Raw genomic sequence first — 14,938 nt, 5'->3', positions numbered from 1 at the left:
TGTCAGTCCTCGCTCAGGACGCCCGGGAGGAAGCGGTCCTCGTGGGCCTCGATGGTGTCGGCGTAGCGGGTCAGCGTCCCGAAGATATCGTCGACGCCGTCCTCGAAGGACTGTGACTGGCCACCGATGAGGTCGGCGTACCGGTCGTTTTCGATCTCCATCTTGTGGGTCTCGTCCTCGTCGCGGGGGTTCTCGAAGTGTTCGACAGCAACATCGAGGTCGTACTCGCTGCCCACATCTGCAATCGTCTCGGCGATCTCGACAATGCTGATGGCGCGTGTGACCTGATTGTACACCGTCAGCCCTTCGGGGCGCTCGTAGGGGTCGGTCAGGGCCACTTCGGCTAGCCCTTCGACGGCGTCCTCCAGCGAGATGAACGGCTTGCGCTGCTCCCCCTTGCCGTAAACGGTGACGGGATAGCCTGCGACGGCCTGCGCGCAGAAGCGGTGGGTAACCGTCCCGAAGTAGTAGTCGAAGTCGAAACGTGTCTTGAGCCGGTCGTCAGCGCGGGTTTCCTCGGTTTCGGTCCCGTAGACGATGGCCGTTCGCACGTCCGAGATCGGGATGTCGAACTGCGTGTGAGCCAGCCGCATGTTCTGTGCGTCGAAGCCCTTCGTCGCGTGATACCAGCTCCCGCCCATGTTGGGGAACGGTACGTCGTCGCGCTCGCCCTGATTCTCCATCGTCGCACCGCCTTCCGGAATCGGGAACTCCGGCGCGCCGTAGACGCCCGTCGTCGTCGTCTCGACGAAGTGGGTGTCAGTGAGGTCGTGTTCCTCGAGGCCCCACAGGAGGTTCCGCGTCGCCTGGAGGTTGTTGTGCTGGGTGTAGTTCGCCCGCTCGCCGTTGATCTGGGAGTACGGCGCGGAGGGCTGCGCGGCGGTGTGGACCACGACTTCTGGTTCGTGGACCGCCAGCAGTTCATCGACGACGGACTTCTCGGCGAGGTCGCCCTCAACGAAGGAGAGGTTCGTCAGGCCGTGGACCTCGCGGGCCGCGTCGAGACGCTCGTCGATACTGGCAACCGGTGTCGCGCTCGTCGCGCCGACATCTTCAACCCACCCTCGTCGGGCGAAGTTGTCGACAAGCAGCACTCGCTCGTCCGTTCGGTCTGCGATTCGCAGCGCGGCTGGCCACCCGACGTAGCCGTCGCCGCCAGTGATGAGGATGGTCATAGTTACTCAGATTATGAGTAACCATGACGCGTAATCAGTCTTCTGGTTAGTTGCCTCCCTGTCTCGTCCAGCCCGACCGCTCGTGTGACACCTGACCCCGCTCACGGAAGCGACAGCCTCCCTCTACTGGCCGATATCGAACCGGTCGAAGTGCTTGAAGACGCACTGGTTCGCGTCCGCCGGTGGCTCCGTGACGACGCGACACGCGTCATGCTTGTCATCGACTGCTATCTCTGCCTCGCTCTCGGGCTCAACTCGGTTGACGATCGGTATCGTGTGTCAGGAGTCGATGTCAACACAGGGTTGTGGTGTGTTTTCGAGACAGGTGGCGAACGTCGCTGCCGGGATACGTTCGTCGTGAAGGTCCGTGTCTTCGGCCTTCGGTTCACCAGTGAAACTGCTCCCAATCTCGCTGTTTCGCAACCGTTAAAACTGACCCTGTCCTCTATCCAATCGCTATCGCACGGGCCGGTGGGGTAGCCTGGTATCCTTCGGCCTTCGGGTGGCCGTAACCGCGATTCGAATTCGCGCCGGCCCATACCATACAAACCCTTTTTCCCGGGTTTCCTAACAGTTAGCGGCCGCTCTACGGGGTGGTCGCTGTGAGTATTCAGCGGGCTCACGAGCTGTCCATCTGCGACTACTGCGGCGGCTACATCGAATCACCACGACAGCCGTGTCCGGCGCTAGACAAGGGGGTGTGTCGTCCATGAGCCGTGCCAGCCGGAGCTGGCAAGCGAGCGACGACCTGCCTCAGTCTGTTGGTGGCCCGTCGACGTTGTCGATGCCCGACGACTGGACGCTGTCGACGGCGTGGAAGCGCGCACAGTCCGAGAACGACCGAGGCGGCGCTATCAACGACGCCGAGCGTGTCGTCTACCTGAGCGACGGCGACAGCACTCACCGCGTGCTGTGGGCGCTACAGGGCCGCACACTCGTCGCAGACTGCGACTGCGCCGGCTACCAGTACCACGGCGGCTGGTGTGCCCACGTCGCTTCGCTGTGGTGGCAGTGGGTCCGCGGGCAGATCGTCGTCGCACATCTCGACACCGGCCGCGAGTACCCATCACCACCAGCATGGCTCCGCCTCGACGACGAACCGACCGCTTTCAACCAACTCACTCCTGCCGAACTCGACGCTTACCTGACCTGTGACCTCGGAAGCCTCGGGGTTCGGGAGTACGCCCGACTCTCCGGTCGCTCGCCCGGAACCATCGGGAACCTACTCCGCTCTGCCCGTGACGAGATGGAGGGCCGCCGATGACACAGGCGCGCACGCCCGCCCTAGCGCGTGACCTTCTGGCGACCCCATGGGGGGCTGTCCTACACGTACCAACATCGGCGTCCGTCACGCCGCCGTATGGGGATTCGGCCCCGTCTTACGGAGAGGTGGCTAGTCAGACATGACTGGTGGAAGCCAACTTCACGAAGAAGATGGGAGTGACAAAATCACCTTCCGTCTGTCGACCACGCTGAAAGAACAGTACAAGGAACAGGTCGACAACATGAGCGCCGATCTAGAGGAATACGTTCGTCAGCGCGTTTCGGAGCCGGAGACTGATGGCGGGCTTGAACCATATGCTGACCCGGACAATCGAGAACTTGCCATTGCCTACCGGACGCTCTGCGAGAAGCGCACTGATAACGGCATTGTCCGAGGAGAAAGCGCGAAGCGTGCACTTGCTCAGGCTGTCGATAGTATCGACCAACAAGACGCACAGCGCCTTCTTGCCCGGCTTGAGAAGCGCGGGTATGTCCATCTTCAGAACGGGATACCACCAAGCGACTACACCGCTGTCCACGTCCGACCGTTCTCACGTAAGGGTGGAACTCAGAACCAAACTGCCGATGCGTGATTTCCGTCTTGCTTAGTTAATTATTAACTAAGCAACAGGTTTTATTTTGTATATCGCCCCATCAAAGACTATGACTCGAAATACAACCGGTGTATCGATGCCCGAGTCAATGGTCGAAAACATAGACGAGAGCTACGTAGCGGCCGGATATCACAGCCGATCCGATTTGATCCGAGATGCGGTTCGTGACAAGTTGTCTCAGATTGAACGCCAGTCAAAGTAACCTGTTTCTCTATTCTCTGCTGTTGACAACAAGCGAGAACCCTTGGTAGTAGTGCCACTATCGCCGGCCGCATGGCCGCCAGCGAGGAAACAGACAGCTCCCAACCCGCGGACCCTTCTACAGTAGCGGAATTAGAGGCGCTACCGTACAGCGAGAAACAGCGCCTCGCCGGGGAACACGGGTACGGGCGAATTGTCGGTGTAGAGGAGGCAGAATTAGAGAATTTTCTCACAGATACACTCGCACTCAGTGAGAGCGAGAACGTCGACAGTGGCAACGATAGCGAACCGGAGGGAGGAACCCAGACAGTGACAAACTCAGAGAGTACGAGCGCCAGCACAGAGACACAGACAGACGCTATCTCCGTCGGTCACGAGGGGAAAGAGAAGCTATCCCCTGAAGGAGCGCCAGACGACGAAGGAACAGCAGTAGAACCACCCAGCGGTGTCGACTTAGACGGGCTGTCACCAGACGACCTCGAACCGAGTGAGTCGGCGTCACCAGCGAACCAGAGCGAGAATAGCGAACACGCTGAGAAACCAGAACAGCAGGAGCAGAACGACAGTAGCGAGAACAGCGAGGATAGCGGTGGCTTGTTGGACCGGATACGCGGCAATAGCGACCGTTCAACAGACGAAATCGTAGCGGAAGCAGATAGCGAGGGAGAACGACAGCGCCGCGAGGAAGTCCGTGAGACGTTTGCTGATGCCTTCGGGGAAGAGTCAGGAGAGAGCGGCGATAGTGCCGAGGAACAACCCGACTCCGGCGGTGACCACTCACCAGCGGGAACCCAGCAGGCCAGCGGCATGGTAGTTGATGAGACGGTCGTGAAGCACCTCATTGGAATGCCCTTCTCGATGACCGCGACGATGACTGACTGGGAGGGCTGGGAACTCTCTGAACAGGAGAAAGCGGCCAACGCAGAGCTGTTCATCGCCATGTGCGACGAGCACGATGTCGATGTCGGCCCGACAGCGATGTTCGCTCTATCGATGCTGGGAACCGCTGGGGGCCGAGCGATGCGCTATCGTCGCCATCGAGATACTGACCCGGTTGAGACTGACCGGAAACAGAGCGAAGACGCTCCTGAATTCAACGACGACGTGACAGCGGTACGCGGTCAGGACGGCCGTCGAGATCGCCGCGACACTCGTGCCGAACACAGAGCAGAACAGAGCGAGAACAGCGCAGAAAGCGAATTCGATTTTGAAGACAGCAGTACTTGGTAATCATGCAGGAAATCATTCAGCAGCTCGCGTTAGTAGCGAGTCAGGCAGACGAATCGCCCGAAGAACGAACGCAGCGACTCAAACAAGTTGCCGACGACAGTGGTGCAACGGCCCGGACACTCTACGAGGTGGAGGAAGATCTTCGCGGACTGGGATGGTCCGCTCTTGTCGACAATGAGGAAACAGTCGACCAGATCGAGGCGAAGCTACAGGGGTTCGCCCCGATGTTCGGCCTCGACCCACAACGCGCGGAGGACCAGTTCGGGCCTGAGACATTCATCCATCTCTTCTCGCAGTACGCGCTTGCGAGGCCGGAGGCGACAGCCTACGCTATCGCTACGCTTGACGACGTACTCACCCGGCGCGGGCTGTACGATGAGCTTGACGTCGACGTACCGGAACCCGGCGAGTACAGCGGCAGCGAGGGGCAGTAGCAAGCGATGGATATTGACCTGAGCGAAATCTCGGTCATCCTCGGCCAGAAGAACTCGGGGAAGTCAGTGCTATTCGAGCACCTGCTGACCCAGACAGAGCGCTACATCTGTATCGATCCGAACGCCGAGCATGGGCCACCGGGTGCGGTGTTTCCCGATAATCCCGGTGACGTGCTCGACCACTGGATGCGCGGCAACACTCAGCAGGTGATTCGAGAGAACCCGTTCACTGAGGATGTCCTCGACGAGTACCTTCGAGCGTTCGGCCAGCTCAAGCGGTGTTACCTCTATCTCGATGAGGCACACAACTGGATGTCCGCACATCATATTCCCGAAGTCCTTCAGCACCTCGTGAAGTGGCACGTCACCCACGCTAACTGTGGATTAGTACTCGCCGCTCACAAGGCGAAAGAAGTCCACGATCAGATCTGGACACAGACGGACAACTACCTGATTTTCGCCTACGGAGACCACGAAGACAGCAAGTTCAGCAAGGTGAGTATCCCCGACAAGCACCGGGTGACCGAAATGGACCCGAACGCGTACCAGTTCCTCACGTACAAAGATGTGGCTGGAGCATCATCGACTATCCGAGGGCCGGTTGAGATTCCGGCGCACTTACGATAGCGTAAAATAGCGCGTACAGACTTCTCGCGGCCATTCGCTATCGGTGTTGTCAACAAACAAATACTGAATCATCCCTCGCGGCAACTACTGGTCGCATGGTTTCGACCAGCACAAGCGGAAACTCGGAGTCGGGTGGGTCACCCAGTAGCTCCGGGTCCAATGGTATCGTCGAGTTCCTGAAAACGCCCATCGGGATGGCTGCTGTGGGCGGGTTCGGGGCTGCAATCATCGCGGGCTACTTCATCATCTGAATCATGGCACTACAAGTCTCTGAACGGAACGCTGCTATCGGTGCCAGCGCGGCGGCAGGGCTTCCCGTTCTGATGTCGGCAGGAGGTATCAACATCGAGGATCGACTAGTGGACGTATCGAATGCAGTGTTTGAGGGAGACCTTGGCTCTGCATCGATGGTCACCGGTGGGGCCTTCTCGCTCATCGGGCTCGGGCTCATTGCGGCAGCATGGGTCGGCCCGCTTCGGGGCTCGCTCGGAATGCTCGCTATCGGTATCGGAATCGGCTTCGCTATGCTCGGTGTCCAGAGCTTCGACGCTGCACGGAGGGCCAACTGATGACCGACGAAACACTCAGCACGGAACTCCAGTACGCGACAGTCTCGGAGAACGTCGCGGGTACGCCGACACCGATCACGACCTGGGACGTGCCGGAGGGAATCGCTATCTCTATCGCACAGGGATCGCCGGCGATTCTCGACGTTGAAGCCAAGGACGGCGGCAACGTCTCGCGCTCGACGAAGATCGGCTTCGGCTATCGGGAACCAAACGACCCGCTGGATTCGTGGACAGTCATCAGCGAGTTCGCCGTCTCTCCATTCAACACACTGTCGCTGAAGGACCAGCAGTCCGGCGAGAACGCACAGCGCCGCCGGGTTCGGTTCCTCCGTGACCGAGTTCCGAATGGGCGGCTGACGCTGGAAGACGCTGACGAGCTGGCGCTTCTGGTGAACGGCCCCGACGTGGTCGACCCGGCAACGCTGTTCTTCAACTACCCCATGCAGGTGGACAACCGGTAGACCATGAGCGGAGCCAACACACGGCCGGGGAAGACGGTCTACCTCGGTTCCGAGATGTTCGATTTCAAGAGCTACCAGCCCGGTTCAGAGGGAATCGTCGCGACGACGAAGGTCCCGAGCACGCAGGTCTGGAAGGTTCCAGTCGGGATGCCGCTGGTGGTAGCACTCGTCGGCAAACAGACAGCGACGGCAGCAGGGGGTGACACTACCACAGTCGACCTCACTCCCGAAGCCCCGATCGTCGACTACATGGATGACGTGACTGCCGGCGAGTACACGACCGACGCTTCACTCGTCGGCTACTTCGACAGCGACGGTGACGGTGACCCGGATACGCTCATTACTGACAGCACAGACACGCAGTACACTGGCACGTTCGGGACTGACGGCGATTTCGTTGCGTCGGCAGGGCTGAAAGAGACGACCGGAAACGGCGATGTCTCAGTCGCCTTCTACGCGGTGATGCGCCACGGGCTGACGAAGATACAGAAGCGCAACAGTGGGAAGGGCAACGTCTCGCAGGAACTTCAGAGCGAAGACAGTATCACATGGGCGTTCTCGAACCCGGATTCGCCGGAGACGGACCGCCAGATCACATGGGACGGACGCAACAGCGGGATGCGCGGTGTGCTCCCGCCGAAGTTCAACATGGACCTGCTGTTCTTCGACACAGAGTTCGCTACGGCCGTCGAGGCAGCCGACGCGGAGAACGTCGAGGTGAGTATCCCGGTGAATCAGCGGCCCCTTCGACCGGATGAAGAGGCTGCTGAACTCCGGCGAAAGGTGACCCAGACCATGGTGGCCTAACGGGCCACCGTTCCAACACATGGTGATTCTACACGACACTGACGACCCAGATAGCAGCAGTACCGATATTGGCTGCCCGTGTGACAGCGGCGGGAACGTGCTTGCAGGGCTTGCGGAGAAGGCCCGGATAGTGGCCGACCTAATAGCGCCGTTCTCGTCGCTGTTGACTTCGCTGGTGCAGGCTGCGACCGTGCTGGCACTGATTCGGGGGCAGTCGATATGAGCGGGTACGGACTCATCGGGACAGATACGCCGATAGACGATCTGCTTGAACAGTACTTCCCCGGTGCACCGAGGAACGTGCTGTACGAGGCTTTCGAAGACGAAACGAACGCGCTGCTGGCGGCCCTGCTGATGGAGATGCGGGGCGACGACATCGACCAGAACGTTTCGGGCGACTCGGAAGCGGTGTACTACAGCGAACCCGGCGTTCCGGTTGACGATACCGACGAAGAGACGGTTTCGTGGGACTTCGCCGCGGATACCGTCGTCGTCTACGGATTTGACTCCCCGATAGTTGTCGCGTTCAAGTCAGCAAAAAAGGCTGACCGATTTATTCCCCTGACCCCATCGGACGCGCCATTCTCTCTTTCCCCGCCGGGCGGACTGGGTGCCTCAAAGCTGTGGTATCGGAAGATGACCGAGGGAGACGCCAGTACTTCCCTGAACGTGCTGGCACTCAAATAGACATGACCTTTGACGGACCAAGCGGAACGACTTGGGGTAGTTACCTCGCGTATCTGCGCGATACGGTGGCTGCCCTTGACGGATGGAGTATTGCCAAGGATAACACCAACGGAGAATCCCCCATCTCCAGCACGCCGGGCGTGTTCTGGGTATGGGAGAACCCGTACGGAGATTACATCGAGATGAAGAGATCTGGCAACGTCAAGTTCGAGGTGTGGATGGGGCCAGACTACGACCTCGCCAACGAGTCATGGAACGATGAGTATCAGGGTATGCCCGCGCTCGACGGTGACGAGTGGGACCCAGTGGACGAGCGAAGCTTAGGGACACAGGTGAGCCACGTCACATACCACGATGACGCCGATGGTTTCGTCTCCTACTGCCGGACCACTGAAGGGACGATTAACGAAGACGGAGTTATTGGGTTCGCTGAAATTACCGATCTATGGGACTACGCCAATGGTGCGAACCGCGAAGCAGAAATGGGGTACATCCAGCAGGGGACGGCCAGTAGCGATGAGAACTACTGGACACAGATGCCGGAATCGCTGGACAGCCGTATAGACGACAAGGCGAGGGGTATGACGAATCCCGACGCAAATTTCAGCAATTACCCGATGTATCTCCCGAACTGGGTTCGGTCGAGCCAGTTCGAAAACGGCAACGGTAACTCTGCCGTCCTTGGTTCACACGACCTGTATCTCAAGGACGAATCAGGCGGCCAGTCTGCCCACCTCGACACGATTCAAGACGATCAGGGGAACGACGCTTACAAAATTGTGAAGGGGAACGGGTCGACGCCGGATATGGCTATTAAGATGGGGTAGCTCGATATGTCGACGTTCACCGAGGCACGCGGACATTCAACGGCGGCCAGCGGGAACAGAGACAACTCCCGTAGCGGTGTGGTGGGACGAAGCGCCTCAGCGGACTCAGTCCGCTACGGAGATCTGCGGGAGGGCACAGTAGGAACGGGTCAACAAATAGAGGCTGAACGTGCGGGAGATGTGAGAACACTTGCAGGAGGTGTGAGTATCGGTGTTGAGGGGGTTCCGATTCCCAACGCGTTTCGTCCAGTCTCCGTTAAAATCGAGGATCCGCAGGGACGCCCACTTTCAGACGCTATCTGGATAATGTCGGGTGGACAGTTCCCGACAGCGGCGAGAGTGGATGGTGAGGGAAGAGCACGGCTCTATCTGCTCTCGATCCAGTATAGTACGTTCCAACTACTCGGTTCGAGCGACAGGCCCGGAGTGGATTACGTCTGGTATCAGGCCAAGGATGCCGAAATTGGGCCGCTCACCGACTCTGCGACACTGACGTTCAAGAAAAAGAAAATCAAGGGCCTGTACGCTGGGACCGGGGCAGACTTCGGAGGGATGTTAGGATAATGGTGAACCTGAATATCGACCAATCAGAGCCGTATATCGACAGTATAGACGTACCGAGCGAGGCCCGCCCAGATGAGTCGTTCACCGTGACCGTCACAGTCGGAAACGAGAGTTCGATTATTGCCCCGCAGGATGGGACGTGTCAGAGCGGGATACTCCAGTTCAACACTGGATGGCGGACGCCGGTCATCATCTACGTCGACGGGCAAGAAGTCCATCGAGAAACGAAGTGCCTCGACGGCAATAGCGCCCCGAAGACGGTGACCAAGCGAGTAACGCTGGGTAGTGGAGAACACAGCGTCACCGCGGAGGTGCTGAAAGTACCGAATGACACGGTTGCAGAAGAGCGGGCGGCGGAGGTAACCGTTCACTCTGATGCACAGGACCCGGCCCTGCCGACGACAGGTGACCGACTGACAGAGATGATTAGCGATATCGCAGATGCGCTTGGCGGAACGACCCAGCAGGTGATGCTGGGGTTCGCTCTAGCCGTCGTGCTGCTGGTGGTGATCTGAATGGTGACGTTCGCTGGCGGTATTCCAGACGGCGGGCTCGTACTGGAATCAGTCGGAACAACCTCGTTCGCTGTGTACAGTCCCGACGATCCGCGTGTCGACCGACGGCAGGAATACGAGCCACAGCTACAGGCCGAAGTGACGAACACCTCGTTCAAGGAACGAGAGGCAGCGGTCATCTGGACATTCGATGAAACCCATGTCCAGAGTCAGACTGAGACGATTGAAGCCGGGCAGACGGCAACAATCTCGAATCGGGTTCCGTGGGAGAGGCTACAGGAGAACTTCGACCTGATTCCGGGCGACTACGAACTCGGTGTGCAGCTGCTTGGCGGCCCGTCGTGGGACAAGCAGACGACGACGTACGGAACGATGCACGTCTACGAGAAGCGTGTACCCGACTCCGGTGATGAGCCGAACGACGAACCCACGTACCCACCCATCAGTGACGGCGATCCACCTGACGGAAGCAGTGACCCGCCGCCTGAGAACACCGGGCCAGAGTCTCCGCCTGCCCTGCTACCTGACGGGTTCCCGACGCTGCCGGCGGTCGGGCCGCTGACTGCCCCACAGACAACGCTTGCGGCCCTCGCAGTCGTTGCGGTGGTGGTGCTTCGATGACGGTAGCACGGCTACTGGGGCAGGTATTCGGTGCGTTGACCGGTACACTTGGTGTGCCCGGAACGCTGCTACTCATCGCCATTGTCGTTGGCGGCGTGGCAATCTGGAGGGATGCTGATGGTTGAACCGTACACCGTAGCGGCGTGGGCAGTCAGCGTCTCATCGATGCTCGTGGTCGGTATCACGGGCTGGGTCGGCCGCCGCGTGGTCGGCTACGTCGAGGAGACGCGCAACGAGGCGCAAGCGGCCCACGAAACCGCAGAGAAAGCCGTCCGTGTTCTCCGAGGTGAGGAAGGGATCGACGACGCCGGGCTCGTCGAGGATGTCCGGTCACACCGCCGGGCGCTCGTTGACGAAGGTATCTACCCACCGAAGGCAACGGACGGAGGTGAGAGCGATGCCTGACCTGACGTGGGTACAGCTGGGCGCTCTCATCTGGTTCTGTGTCACGCTGGCGGTCACCGACGGTGCGGCGCTCTCCCGGCTGGGAATCGCTTGGCTGGCGAAGCGGTTAGGGCTACGGCCAGCAGAGATAGTACGCTTCGAGGCGGCGGCTGGCGGTGGTGATGAGTGACGGAAGTTCTCGATATCCGGTCGCTCCCTCGAACTCGACAGGAGCGGCTACAGCGGTCGAAGTCGTTTGGCGACGTTGCCGAGGAGATCGTGGCCGAGGTGTACGGCTTGGAGGGCCTATCGCTTGACCCGGACTGGTGGGACCTCAGACACCCCAGCAGGGCGACAAAATACCAGGTCAAATCGACATCAACGACAGTCGGCAACAGGTACCCCGGCGATGGTCGCTTTCGCGTCTGGGAAGGACAGACGCGCTCTCTCATCGCATCGGACGCACAAGCGACGGCGTGGTACGCGTTTGTGTTCCTCGATGAGACGGACGGCGTACTCCGAACCACGCGCATGAAGCCGTCGACGGTGAACAACCTCGTCCAAGATCGGGGCGGATGGAACCGCTCGGGTCATTCGATGGGGAAGCAGCACAAAATCCCGTGGGACGAGGTTTTCTGAGTGTCCGGTTCTCGGGTGAAGACATAACGAGCGGCGTCTGTAAACCTATAATCTACGTATGAAAATTAACTGAGCTTCGCACCCTGTTTCAAAACACACCGACGCAGGCTGATGTTATTGAATATCTATGTCTGCTCTGTTAGCGTAATCATCAAACCCGTTCAATGAGTGCTCATCCATTATGCGGCCTAATTTTGCTTCTCGCTCGGTAAGCACAGGTGTAACTCCCTCCCGTTGGCCACCCTCTGGTACGGGTATATTAGCACGTCCGCCGTCCACACTCACTACAACAAACATCTCGATAGGCGTGTTCTGATACGTTAGCCACCACTCATAACTGTCCGTCTGTCCACCTGCTCCCGGTACCCATGGCTCGTCAAAGTCCCTAACGGCCCATCCGTTCTAGTCTAACTTGATTCGGCTGACAGAGATTGTGCCAGAGCTGGTGATACATCTACGGTGAATAACTGGCGCTGAAGATTCGATCTGCTCGTGTGTGACAGCCTGAACTTCTCTCAGGAGGAAGAAGCACTGAATTGCCCATCTGGACCGAGTAGCGCAGCTAACCAGCGACGCGAATCCAGCGTTCTCGCTGGATTACGCGAGCTTGGCGTCAAACGAGTTGTACTGTACCTCCTCAAGCAATAAGGTACGGTGAGCGTTCGGGTTCAATCCGTCGTTCATCAGCGATTTGACGAGACTTGGCGTCTCATAGCCGAGTCGCCGAGCGACTCGGCGGAGTATCCGATCATTCCGGCGGCTCACAGCCTTTGCCCAGCGCTCTCGTGGCAGCAGTGACGACGGCTCAATGTCGTCGTCACTGCAGTTGTCTTCGAGAATCTCGATGAACAGTTCTCGAAGTGTCCGGCTCACAACGAGTGAAATGAGGCTGATCAGAATGAGCGCTTCAACGACCTCTGGTTTGGTTGTATCCATCTTGTCAAGGGCGTATGTAGTCTTGAGTTCACGGAAGAGAAGCTCTACTTCCCATCTAGCTTGGTAGAGCTTTGCGATATCTGAGGCAGCGTAGTCGTCAGCTGGAAGATTCGTGATGTAGAGGTGGTACTGCTGTTGGTCCTCGTTCCAGACACCAACGACGCGAAACGTCTCAACGGCACGGCTGCGCGTGCCGTTGTAGACGCGTCGCTTGAACTCGACCTCGCTCTTGGCATCAATCACGTCACGATGCAGATCGTCCAGAATATCCTGAACTTTTTCTCCCTCCAGAGAAATGGCGTTGCCACGCCATTCCCTGAGTTCGTCGACGATCTTCGGTTGTGCGTTTGGCTTCAACCGCGTCAGGAACCAGCCGCCGTTAGTGTCGATCAAGTCCATCGTCCGGTACTCGAAGTACGCCTGATCGTACAGCAGCAGTGCGTTCTCCAGCCATGGTCCAGTCGACAACTGCGTTGACTCGTGCGTGCGAGCGTCTGTGATAGAAAACTCGGTAGGGAGGCCTGTACTGGTTGATTCGACCACGTGGAGCTTCGCTCCAGCGTGGTCGTCACCAAAGCCAGGGAACTCATCAAACAGCTCCTGGAACAGCGTAATGACTGTCATATCCACGATGAAGACTTCACGGAACTCCTCAAACCGTCCTTGGAGACGGTCGCTCTCGTGATCGAGGTCCTCAAGGGCCTCCTTGAGGACCTCTCGAAGGAATGTACACAGTTCAGGCGTGAACCACTCGTAGAAGGATGAGTACCTGATCGTGCCACCAAAGGTATCGATGTAGGTTTGGCGGAACGCTTCGATTGTTCTGTGCCCGGCTGAGAGAAATCCGAGCGCAAGCGCCCAGAACAGAGCGTCAGCTTCCAACTTCCCGCCGTCGCGCTGCACCAGTCCGGTTGCGCGAGCCAGCTCGCGCAGCCGGCTGTTTGGAAAAGTATTCACCAACCGCTCTTCGATTACCTCATCCGGTGGTAGTTTCATTCACTTTCCACCGGTTTCTCATCCCGGTAACATCTGGTGGTTTTCCTGCTAACTCAGCCTTAGCCTAGAACGGATGCCTAACGGCCACATTTCCTCTTTCTAGACGAATATTGACATCCTCTTCATATACGTAGCAAATGGTTTCTGGATCGGATGTGACGGAAACCTGTGGAGAAACTTTTTCGAAATATTTCCACTGTTCGGGCTGAGAGTCATCAATAACAGATCTCACATCATCAATATGTGTCATATGTGTATGTATCATTATCTGTAGGTATAGTTCTTTGGTTCAAACTCATCCTCGCTCAGAAAAGCTTAAGACTGGATTCCAATAGACGGAATCAATATATGCTAATATCCCTTCTCATTCCGTCCGGTTCTTAGGTGAGAGTCGAACATAGTTAGACTGCTAAAATTATTCCAATATACACTCTTTTACGTACCAGATAACATCATAGTGGCAAGAAGAATATAAACTATGATGAGTGACTTGGAAAAATTTGCAAGTGAAAACAGCAAAAATAAAAACAAAGTAAATAAATTCACTACACTAAACTTAGCAGTAGGTACACCTGTTCCCGCCGGCTTCACTTTGCTCGCTCTTGTCGCAGTAACCAATATTATTTTAACTGAGTTCGGGATTGGCACCCAAAATGGAGAATTACGGGATTCCGTTGCACTAATTGGAATAATAGTCCCTGCTATACTGGTTTTTGCCGCATATAGGTTGCTGTCGAAGAGCAAGAATCAGTACGACATCACCGTTAGGGCTGTCTTGTTACACTACCTTTCTTGCTCAATTAGGTCGTATCAAGATGGCGAGTATGAGGAAGTAGTCCGCTATTTAAAAAAATTCGAAGACTATAATATGAAGAAATCCACTCCTCTTCTACATCCTGCGTACCGATACCGGTTTTATGAGTACATTGACCTACTGGAGGATTCAGATCTTCAAAAACAACAAGAGATTCTGAATGAATCATTTACTGAGAACCTTTCAGCAGTGATAAATAATATCTCATCAAACGAAAATGTAGATATAAAGATACCAAAAGAAGAAACGGACAGACCAGATCGTAACTCTGACTTGCGAATTCTTATAGCCGAACTATCTAATGCAATTAATATTCGTTGGCTAAAATACATTTCAGGGCTAATTTTCCCATTACTCGCAGGTGCAGTTTATTTGATTTGGGGACGAGATAGCGCAGTTTTAGTATTAATGGCATTCCCAATTCTACAATTCCTTTTTTCAGATCCACCGGAATAATAAAAGGAAGAATAAATCACTAGAGCACTATGCAATCTACCTAACTGAGCGCTACAGTATCACAGTCTGTGCCGTTGTATGCCTATATCCGCTTCTGTGGGGAAGGTCGAACATCTTC

The 14,938-nt window shown here is 57.0% G+C and carries 24 protein-coding genes and 1 tRNA gene; 23 read left to right on the top strand and 2 right to left on the bottom strand.

Translation table 11 applies throughout. The annotated features are described in order from the left end of the window. Positions 1-2: 2 nt before the first annotated feature. Positions 3-1,175 (bottom strand): NAD-dependent epimerase/dehydratase family protein, encoded by a 1,173-nt coding sequence (locus BDK61_RS16765; RefSeq protein WP_121303829.1) that lies wholly within the window; start codon positions 1,173-1,175, stop codon positions 3-5. 84 nt (positions 1,176-1,259) lie between these two features. On the opposite strand from BDK61_RS16765, the gene BDK61_RS16760 reads away from it, so the two are divergent. From BDK61_RS16760 to BDK61_RS16670, 22 genes are all read left to right on the top strand, one after another. Continuing rightward, complete coding sequence (locus BDK61_RS16760) at positions 1,260-1,655, top strand: hypothetical protein (protein WP_121303828.1); 396 nt, start codon at positions 1,260-1,262, stop codon at positions 1,653-1,655. Further along, positions 1,641-1,713: transfer RNA gene (locus BDK61_RS16755), tRNA-Pro, on the top strand. The genes BDK61_RS16760 and BDK61_RS16755 overlap by 15 nt, the downstream gene beginning before the upstream one ends. A 171-nt stretch (positions 1,714-1,884) precedes the next feature. Further along, complete coding sequence (locus BDK61_RS16750; protein WP_004964360.1) at positions 1,885-2,439, top strand: SWIM zinc finger family protein; 555 nt, start codon at positions 1,885-1,887, stop codon at positions 2,437-2,439. A gap of 139 nt (positions 2,440-2,578) precedes the next feature. Further along, on the top strand, positions 2,579-3,031 hold the full coding sequence (locus tag BDK61_RS16745) for a hypothetical protein (protein ID WP_058992735.1): 453 nt from the start codon (positions 2,579-2,581) through the stop codon (positions 3,029-3,031). Between the two features lie 70 nt (positions 3,032-3,101). Continuing rightward, complete coding sequence (locus BDK61_RS24355) at positions 3,102-3,254, top strand: ribbon-helix-helix domain-containing protein (RefSeq protein ID WP_121303827.1); 153 nt, start codon at positions 3,102-3,104, stop codon at positions 3,252-3,254. A 71-nt stretch (positions 3,255-3,325) separates the two neighbouring features. Then, on the top strand, positions 3,326-4,483 hold the full coding sequence (locus BDK61_RS16735; RefSeq protein ID WP_121303826.1) for a hypothetical protein: 1,158 nt from the start codon (positions 3,326-3,328) through the stop codon (positions 4,481-4,483). Positions 4,484-4,485: 2 nt separating this feature from the next. After that, positions 4,486-4,917: a hypothetical protein gene (locus BDK61_RS16730; RefSeq protein ID WP_058992730.1), complete on the top strand. Its 432-nt coding sequence runs from the start codon at positions 4,486-4,488 to the stop codon at positions 4,915-4,917. A 6-nt stretch (positions 4,918-4,923) separates the two neighbouring features. Continuing rightward, on the top strand, positions 4,924-5,544 hold the full coding sequence (locus BDK61_RS16725) for a hypothetical protein (RefSeq protein ID WP_058992728.1): 621 nt from the start codon (positions 4,924-4,926) through the stop codon (positions 5,542-5,544). Between the two features lie 95 nt (positions 5,545-5,639). Then, a complete protein-coding gene (locus BDK61_RS23530) occupies positions 5,640-5,795 on the top strand; it encodes a hypothetical protein (protein ID WP_154021006.1) in 156 nt (51 codons plus the stop codon). 3 nt (positions 5,796-5,798) lie between these two features. After that, complete coding sequence (locus tag BDK61_RS16720) at positions 5,799-6,113, top strand: hypothetical protein (RefSeq protein WP_058992725.1); 315 nt, start codon at positions 5,799-5,801, stop codon at positions 6,111-6,113. Further along, a complete protein-coding gene (locus BDK61_RS16715; RefSeq protein WP_058992723.1) occupies positions 6,113-6,574 on the top strand; it encodes a hypothetical protein in 462 nt (153 codons plus the stop codon). Before BDK61_RS16720 ends, BDK61_RS16715 begins: the two co-directional genes overlap by 1 nt. 3 nt (positions 6,575-6,577) lie before the next feature. Then, positions 6,578-7,381: a hypothetical protein gene (locus BDK61_RS16710; protein WP_121303825.1), complete on the top strand. Its 804-nt coding sequence runs from the start codon at positions 6,578-6,580 to the stop codon at positions 7,379-7,381. A gap of 19 nt (positions 7,382-7,400) precedes the next feature. Then, positions 7,401-7,604, top strand: a complete 204-nt coding sequence (locus tag BDK61_RS16705; RefSeq protein ID WP_121303824.1) for a hypothetical protein — start codon at positions 7,401-7,403, stop codon at positions 7,602-7,604. Continuing rightward, positions 7,601-8,068 (top strand): hypothetical protein, encoded by a 468-nt coding sequence (locus BDK61_RS16700; RefSeq protein ID WP_121303823.1) that lies wholly within the window; start codon positions 7,601-7,603, stop codon positions 8,066-8,068. The genes BDK61_RS16705 and BDK61_RS16700 overlap by 4 nt, the downstream gene beginning before the upstream one ends. A 182-nt stretch (positions 8,069-8,250) precedes the next feature. Then, positions 8,251-8,895, top strand: a complete 645-nt coding sequence (locus tag BDK61_RS16695) for a hypothetical protein (RefSeq protein ID WP_148709154.1) — start codon at positions 8,251-8,253, stop codon at positions 8,893-8,895. 6 nt (positions 8,896-8,901) lie between these two features. After that, on the top strand, positions 8,902-9,459 hold the full coding sequence (locus BDK61_RS23070) for a hypothetical protein (protein ID WP_148709153.1): 558 nt from the start codon (positions 8,902-8,904) through the stop codon (positions 9,457-9,459). Then, complete coding sequence (locus tag BDK61_RS16685; RefSeq protein ID WP_058992714.1) at positions 9,459-9,974, top strand: hypothetical protein; 516 nt, start codon at positions 9,459-9,461, stop codon at positions 9,972-9,974. The genes BDK61_RS23070 and BDK61_RS16685 overlap by 1 nt, the downstream gene beginning before the upstream one ends. Continuing rightward, complete coding sequence (locus BDK61_RS16680; protein ID WP_121303820.1) at positions 9,975-10,595, top strand: hypothetical protein; 621 nt, start codon at positions 9,975-9,977, stop codon at positions 10,593-10,595. It abuts the gene before it with no gap. Then, the gene (locus tag BDK61_RS24255; RefSeq protein ID WP_256369592.1) at positions 10,592-10,720 is read left to right on the top strand and encodes a hypothetical protein; all 129 of its coding nucleotides are present in this window, start codon (positions 10,592-10,594) and stop codon (positions 10,718-10,720) included. Before BDK61_RS16680 ends, BDK61_RS24255 begins: the two co-directional genes overlap by 4 nt. Beyond that, a complete protein-coding gene (locus BDK61_RS16675; protein WP_148709152.1) occupies positions 10,713-11,000 on the top strand; it encodes a hypothetical protein in 288 nt (95 codons plus the stop codon). Before BDK61_RS24255 ends, BDK61_RS16675 begins: the two co-directional genes overlap by 8 nt. After that, on the top strand, positions 10,993-11,169 hold the full coding sequence (locus BDK61_RS23525; RefSeq protein WP_155120721.1) for a hypothetical protein: 177 nt from the start codon (positions 10,993-10,995) through the stop codon (positions 11,167-11,169). The genes BDK61_RS16675 and BDK61_RS23525 overlap by 8 nt, the downstream gene beginning before the upstream one ends. Continuing rightward, positions 11,166-11,618 (top strand): hypothetical protein, encoded by a 453-nt coding sequence (locus tag BDK61_RS16670; protein WP_121303818.1) that lies wholly within the window; start codon positions 11,166-11,168, stop codon positions 11,616-11,618. The genes BDK61_RS23525 and BDK61_RS16670 overlap by 4 nt, the downstream gene beginning before the upstream one ends. Before the next feature lie 597 nt (positions 11,619-12,215). Here BDK61_RS16670 and BDK61_RS16665 read toward each other — a convergent pair. After that, positions 12,216-13,550: an IS4 family transposase gene (locus tag BDK61_RS16665; RefSeq protein WP_244209796.1), complete on the bottom strand. Its 1,335-nt coding sequence runs from the start codon at positions 13,548-13,550 to the stop codon at positions 12,216-12,218. Positions 13,551-14,031: 481 nt separating this feature from the next. On the opposite strand from BDK61_RS16665, the gene BDK61_RS23065 reads away from it, so the two are divergent. Then, complete coding sequence (locus BDK61_RS23065; protein ID WP_148709151.1) at positions 14,032-14,820, top strand: hypothetical protein; 789 nt, start codon at positions 14,032-14,034, stop codon at positions 14,818-14,820. Positions 14,821-14,938: the final 118 nt, after the last annotated feature.

Origin of the sequence: Haloarcula quadrata (assembly GCF_003634715.1) — an archaeon.
Lineage (GTDB): Archaea > Halobacteriota > Halobacteria > Halobacteriales > Haloarculaceae > Haloarcula > Haloarcula marismortui.
Note: the sequence above shows the minus strand (reverse complement) of the source record. Positions and strands in the feature narration are given on the sequence as shown.

Coding starts and splice junctions, on each gene's coding strand:
- BDK61_RS23065 (WP_148709151.1), top strand. CDS start 14,032: ATGAGTGACTTGGAAAAATTTGCAAGTGAAAACAGCAAAAATAAAAAC.
- BDK61_RS16730 (WP_058992730.1), top strand. CDS start 4,486: ATGCAGGAAATCATTCAGCAGCTCGCGTTAGTAGCGAGTCAGGCAGAC.
- BDK61_RS16710 (WP_121303825.1), top strand. CDS start 6,578: ATGAGCGGAGCCAACACACGGCCGGGGAAGACGGTCTACCTCGGTTCC.
- BDK61_RS16705 (WP_121303824.1), top strand. CDS start 7,401: ATGGTGATTCTACACGACACTGACGACCCAGATAGCAGCAGTACCGAT.
- BDK61_RS16765 (WP_121303829.1), bottom strand. CDS start 1,175: ATGACCATCCTCATCACTGGCGGCGACGGCTACGTCGGGTGGCCAGCC.
- BDK61_RS16715 (WP_058992723.1), top strand. CDS start 6,113: ATGACCGACGAAACACTCAGCACGGAACTCCAGTACGCGACAGTCTCG.
- BDK61_RS16735 (WP_121303826.1), top strand. CDS start 3,326: ATGGCCGCCAGCGAGGAAACAGACAGCTCCCAACCCGCGGACCCTTCT.
- BDK61_RS16665 (WP_244209796.1), bottom strand. CDS start 13,550: ATGAAACTACCACCGGATGAGGTAATCGAAGAGCGGTTGGTGAATACT.
- BDK61_RS16675 (WP_148709152.1), top strand. CDS start 10,713: ATGGTTGAACCGTACACCGTAGCGGCGTGGGCAGTCAGCGTCTCATCG.
- BDK61_RS23525 (WP_155120721.1), top strand. CDS start 10,993: ATGCCTGACCTGACGTGGGTACAGCTGGGCGCTCTCATCTGGTTCTGT.
- BDK61_RS24355 (WP_121303827.1), top strand. CDS start 3,102: ATGACTCGAAATACAACCGGTGTATCGATGCCCGAGTCAATGGTCGAA.
- BDK61_RS24255 (WP_256369592.1), top strand. CDS start 10,592: ATGACGGTAGCACGGCTACTGGGGCAGGTATTCGGTGCGTTGACCGGT.
- BDK61_RS16700 (WP_121303823.1), top strand. CDS start 7,601: ATGAGCGGGTACGGACTCATCGGGACAGATACGCCGATAGACGATCTG.
- BDK61_RS16745 (WP_058992735.1), top strand. CDS start 2,579: ATGACTGGTGGAAGCCAACTTCACGAAGAAGATGGGAGTGACAAAATC.
- BDK61_RS16695 (WP_148709154.1), top strand. CDS start 8,251: ATGAAGAGATCTGGCAACGTCAAGTTCGAGGTGTGGATGGGGCCAGAC.
- BDK61_RS16685 (WP_058992714.1), top strand. CDS start 9,459: ATGGTGAACCTGAATATCGACCAATCAGAGCCGTATATCGACAGTATA.
- BDK61_RS23530 (WP_154021006.1), top strand. CDS start 5,640: ATGGTTTCGACCAGCACAAGCGGAAACTCGGAGTCGGGTGGGTCACCC.
- BDK61_RS16750 (WP_004964360.1), top strand. CDS start 1,885: ATGAGCCGTGCCAGCCGGAGCTGGCAAGCGAGCGACGACCTGCCTCAG.
- BDK61_RS23070 (WP_148709153.1), top strand. CDS start 8,902: ATGTCGACGTTCACCGAGGCACGCGGACATTCAACGGCGGCCAGCGGG.
- BDK61_RS16725 (WP_058992728.1), top strand. CDS start 4,924: ATGGATATTGACCTGAGCGAAATCTCGGTCATCCTCGGCCAGAAGAAC.
- BDK61_RS16680 (WP_121303820.1), top strand. CDS start 9,975: ATGGTGACGTTCGCTGGCGGTATTCCAGACGGCGGGCTCGTACTGGAA.
- BDK61_RS16720 (WP_058992725.1), top strand. CDS start 5,799: ATGGCACTACAAGTCTCTGAACGGAACGCTGCTATCGGTGCCAGCGCG.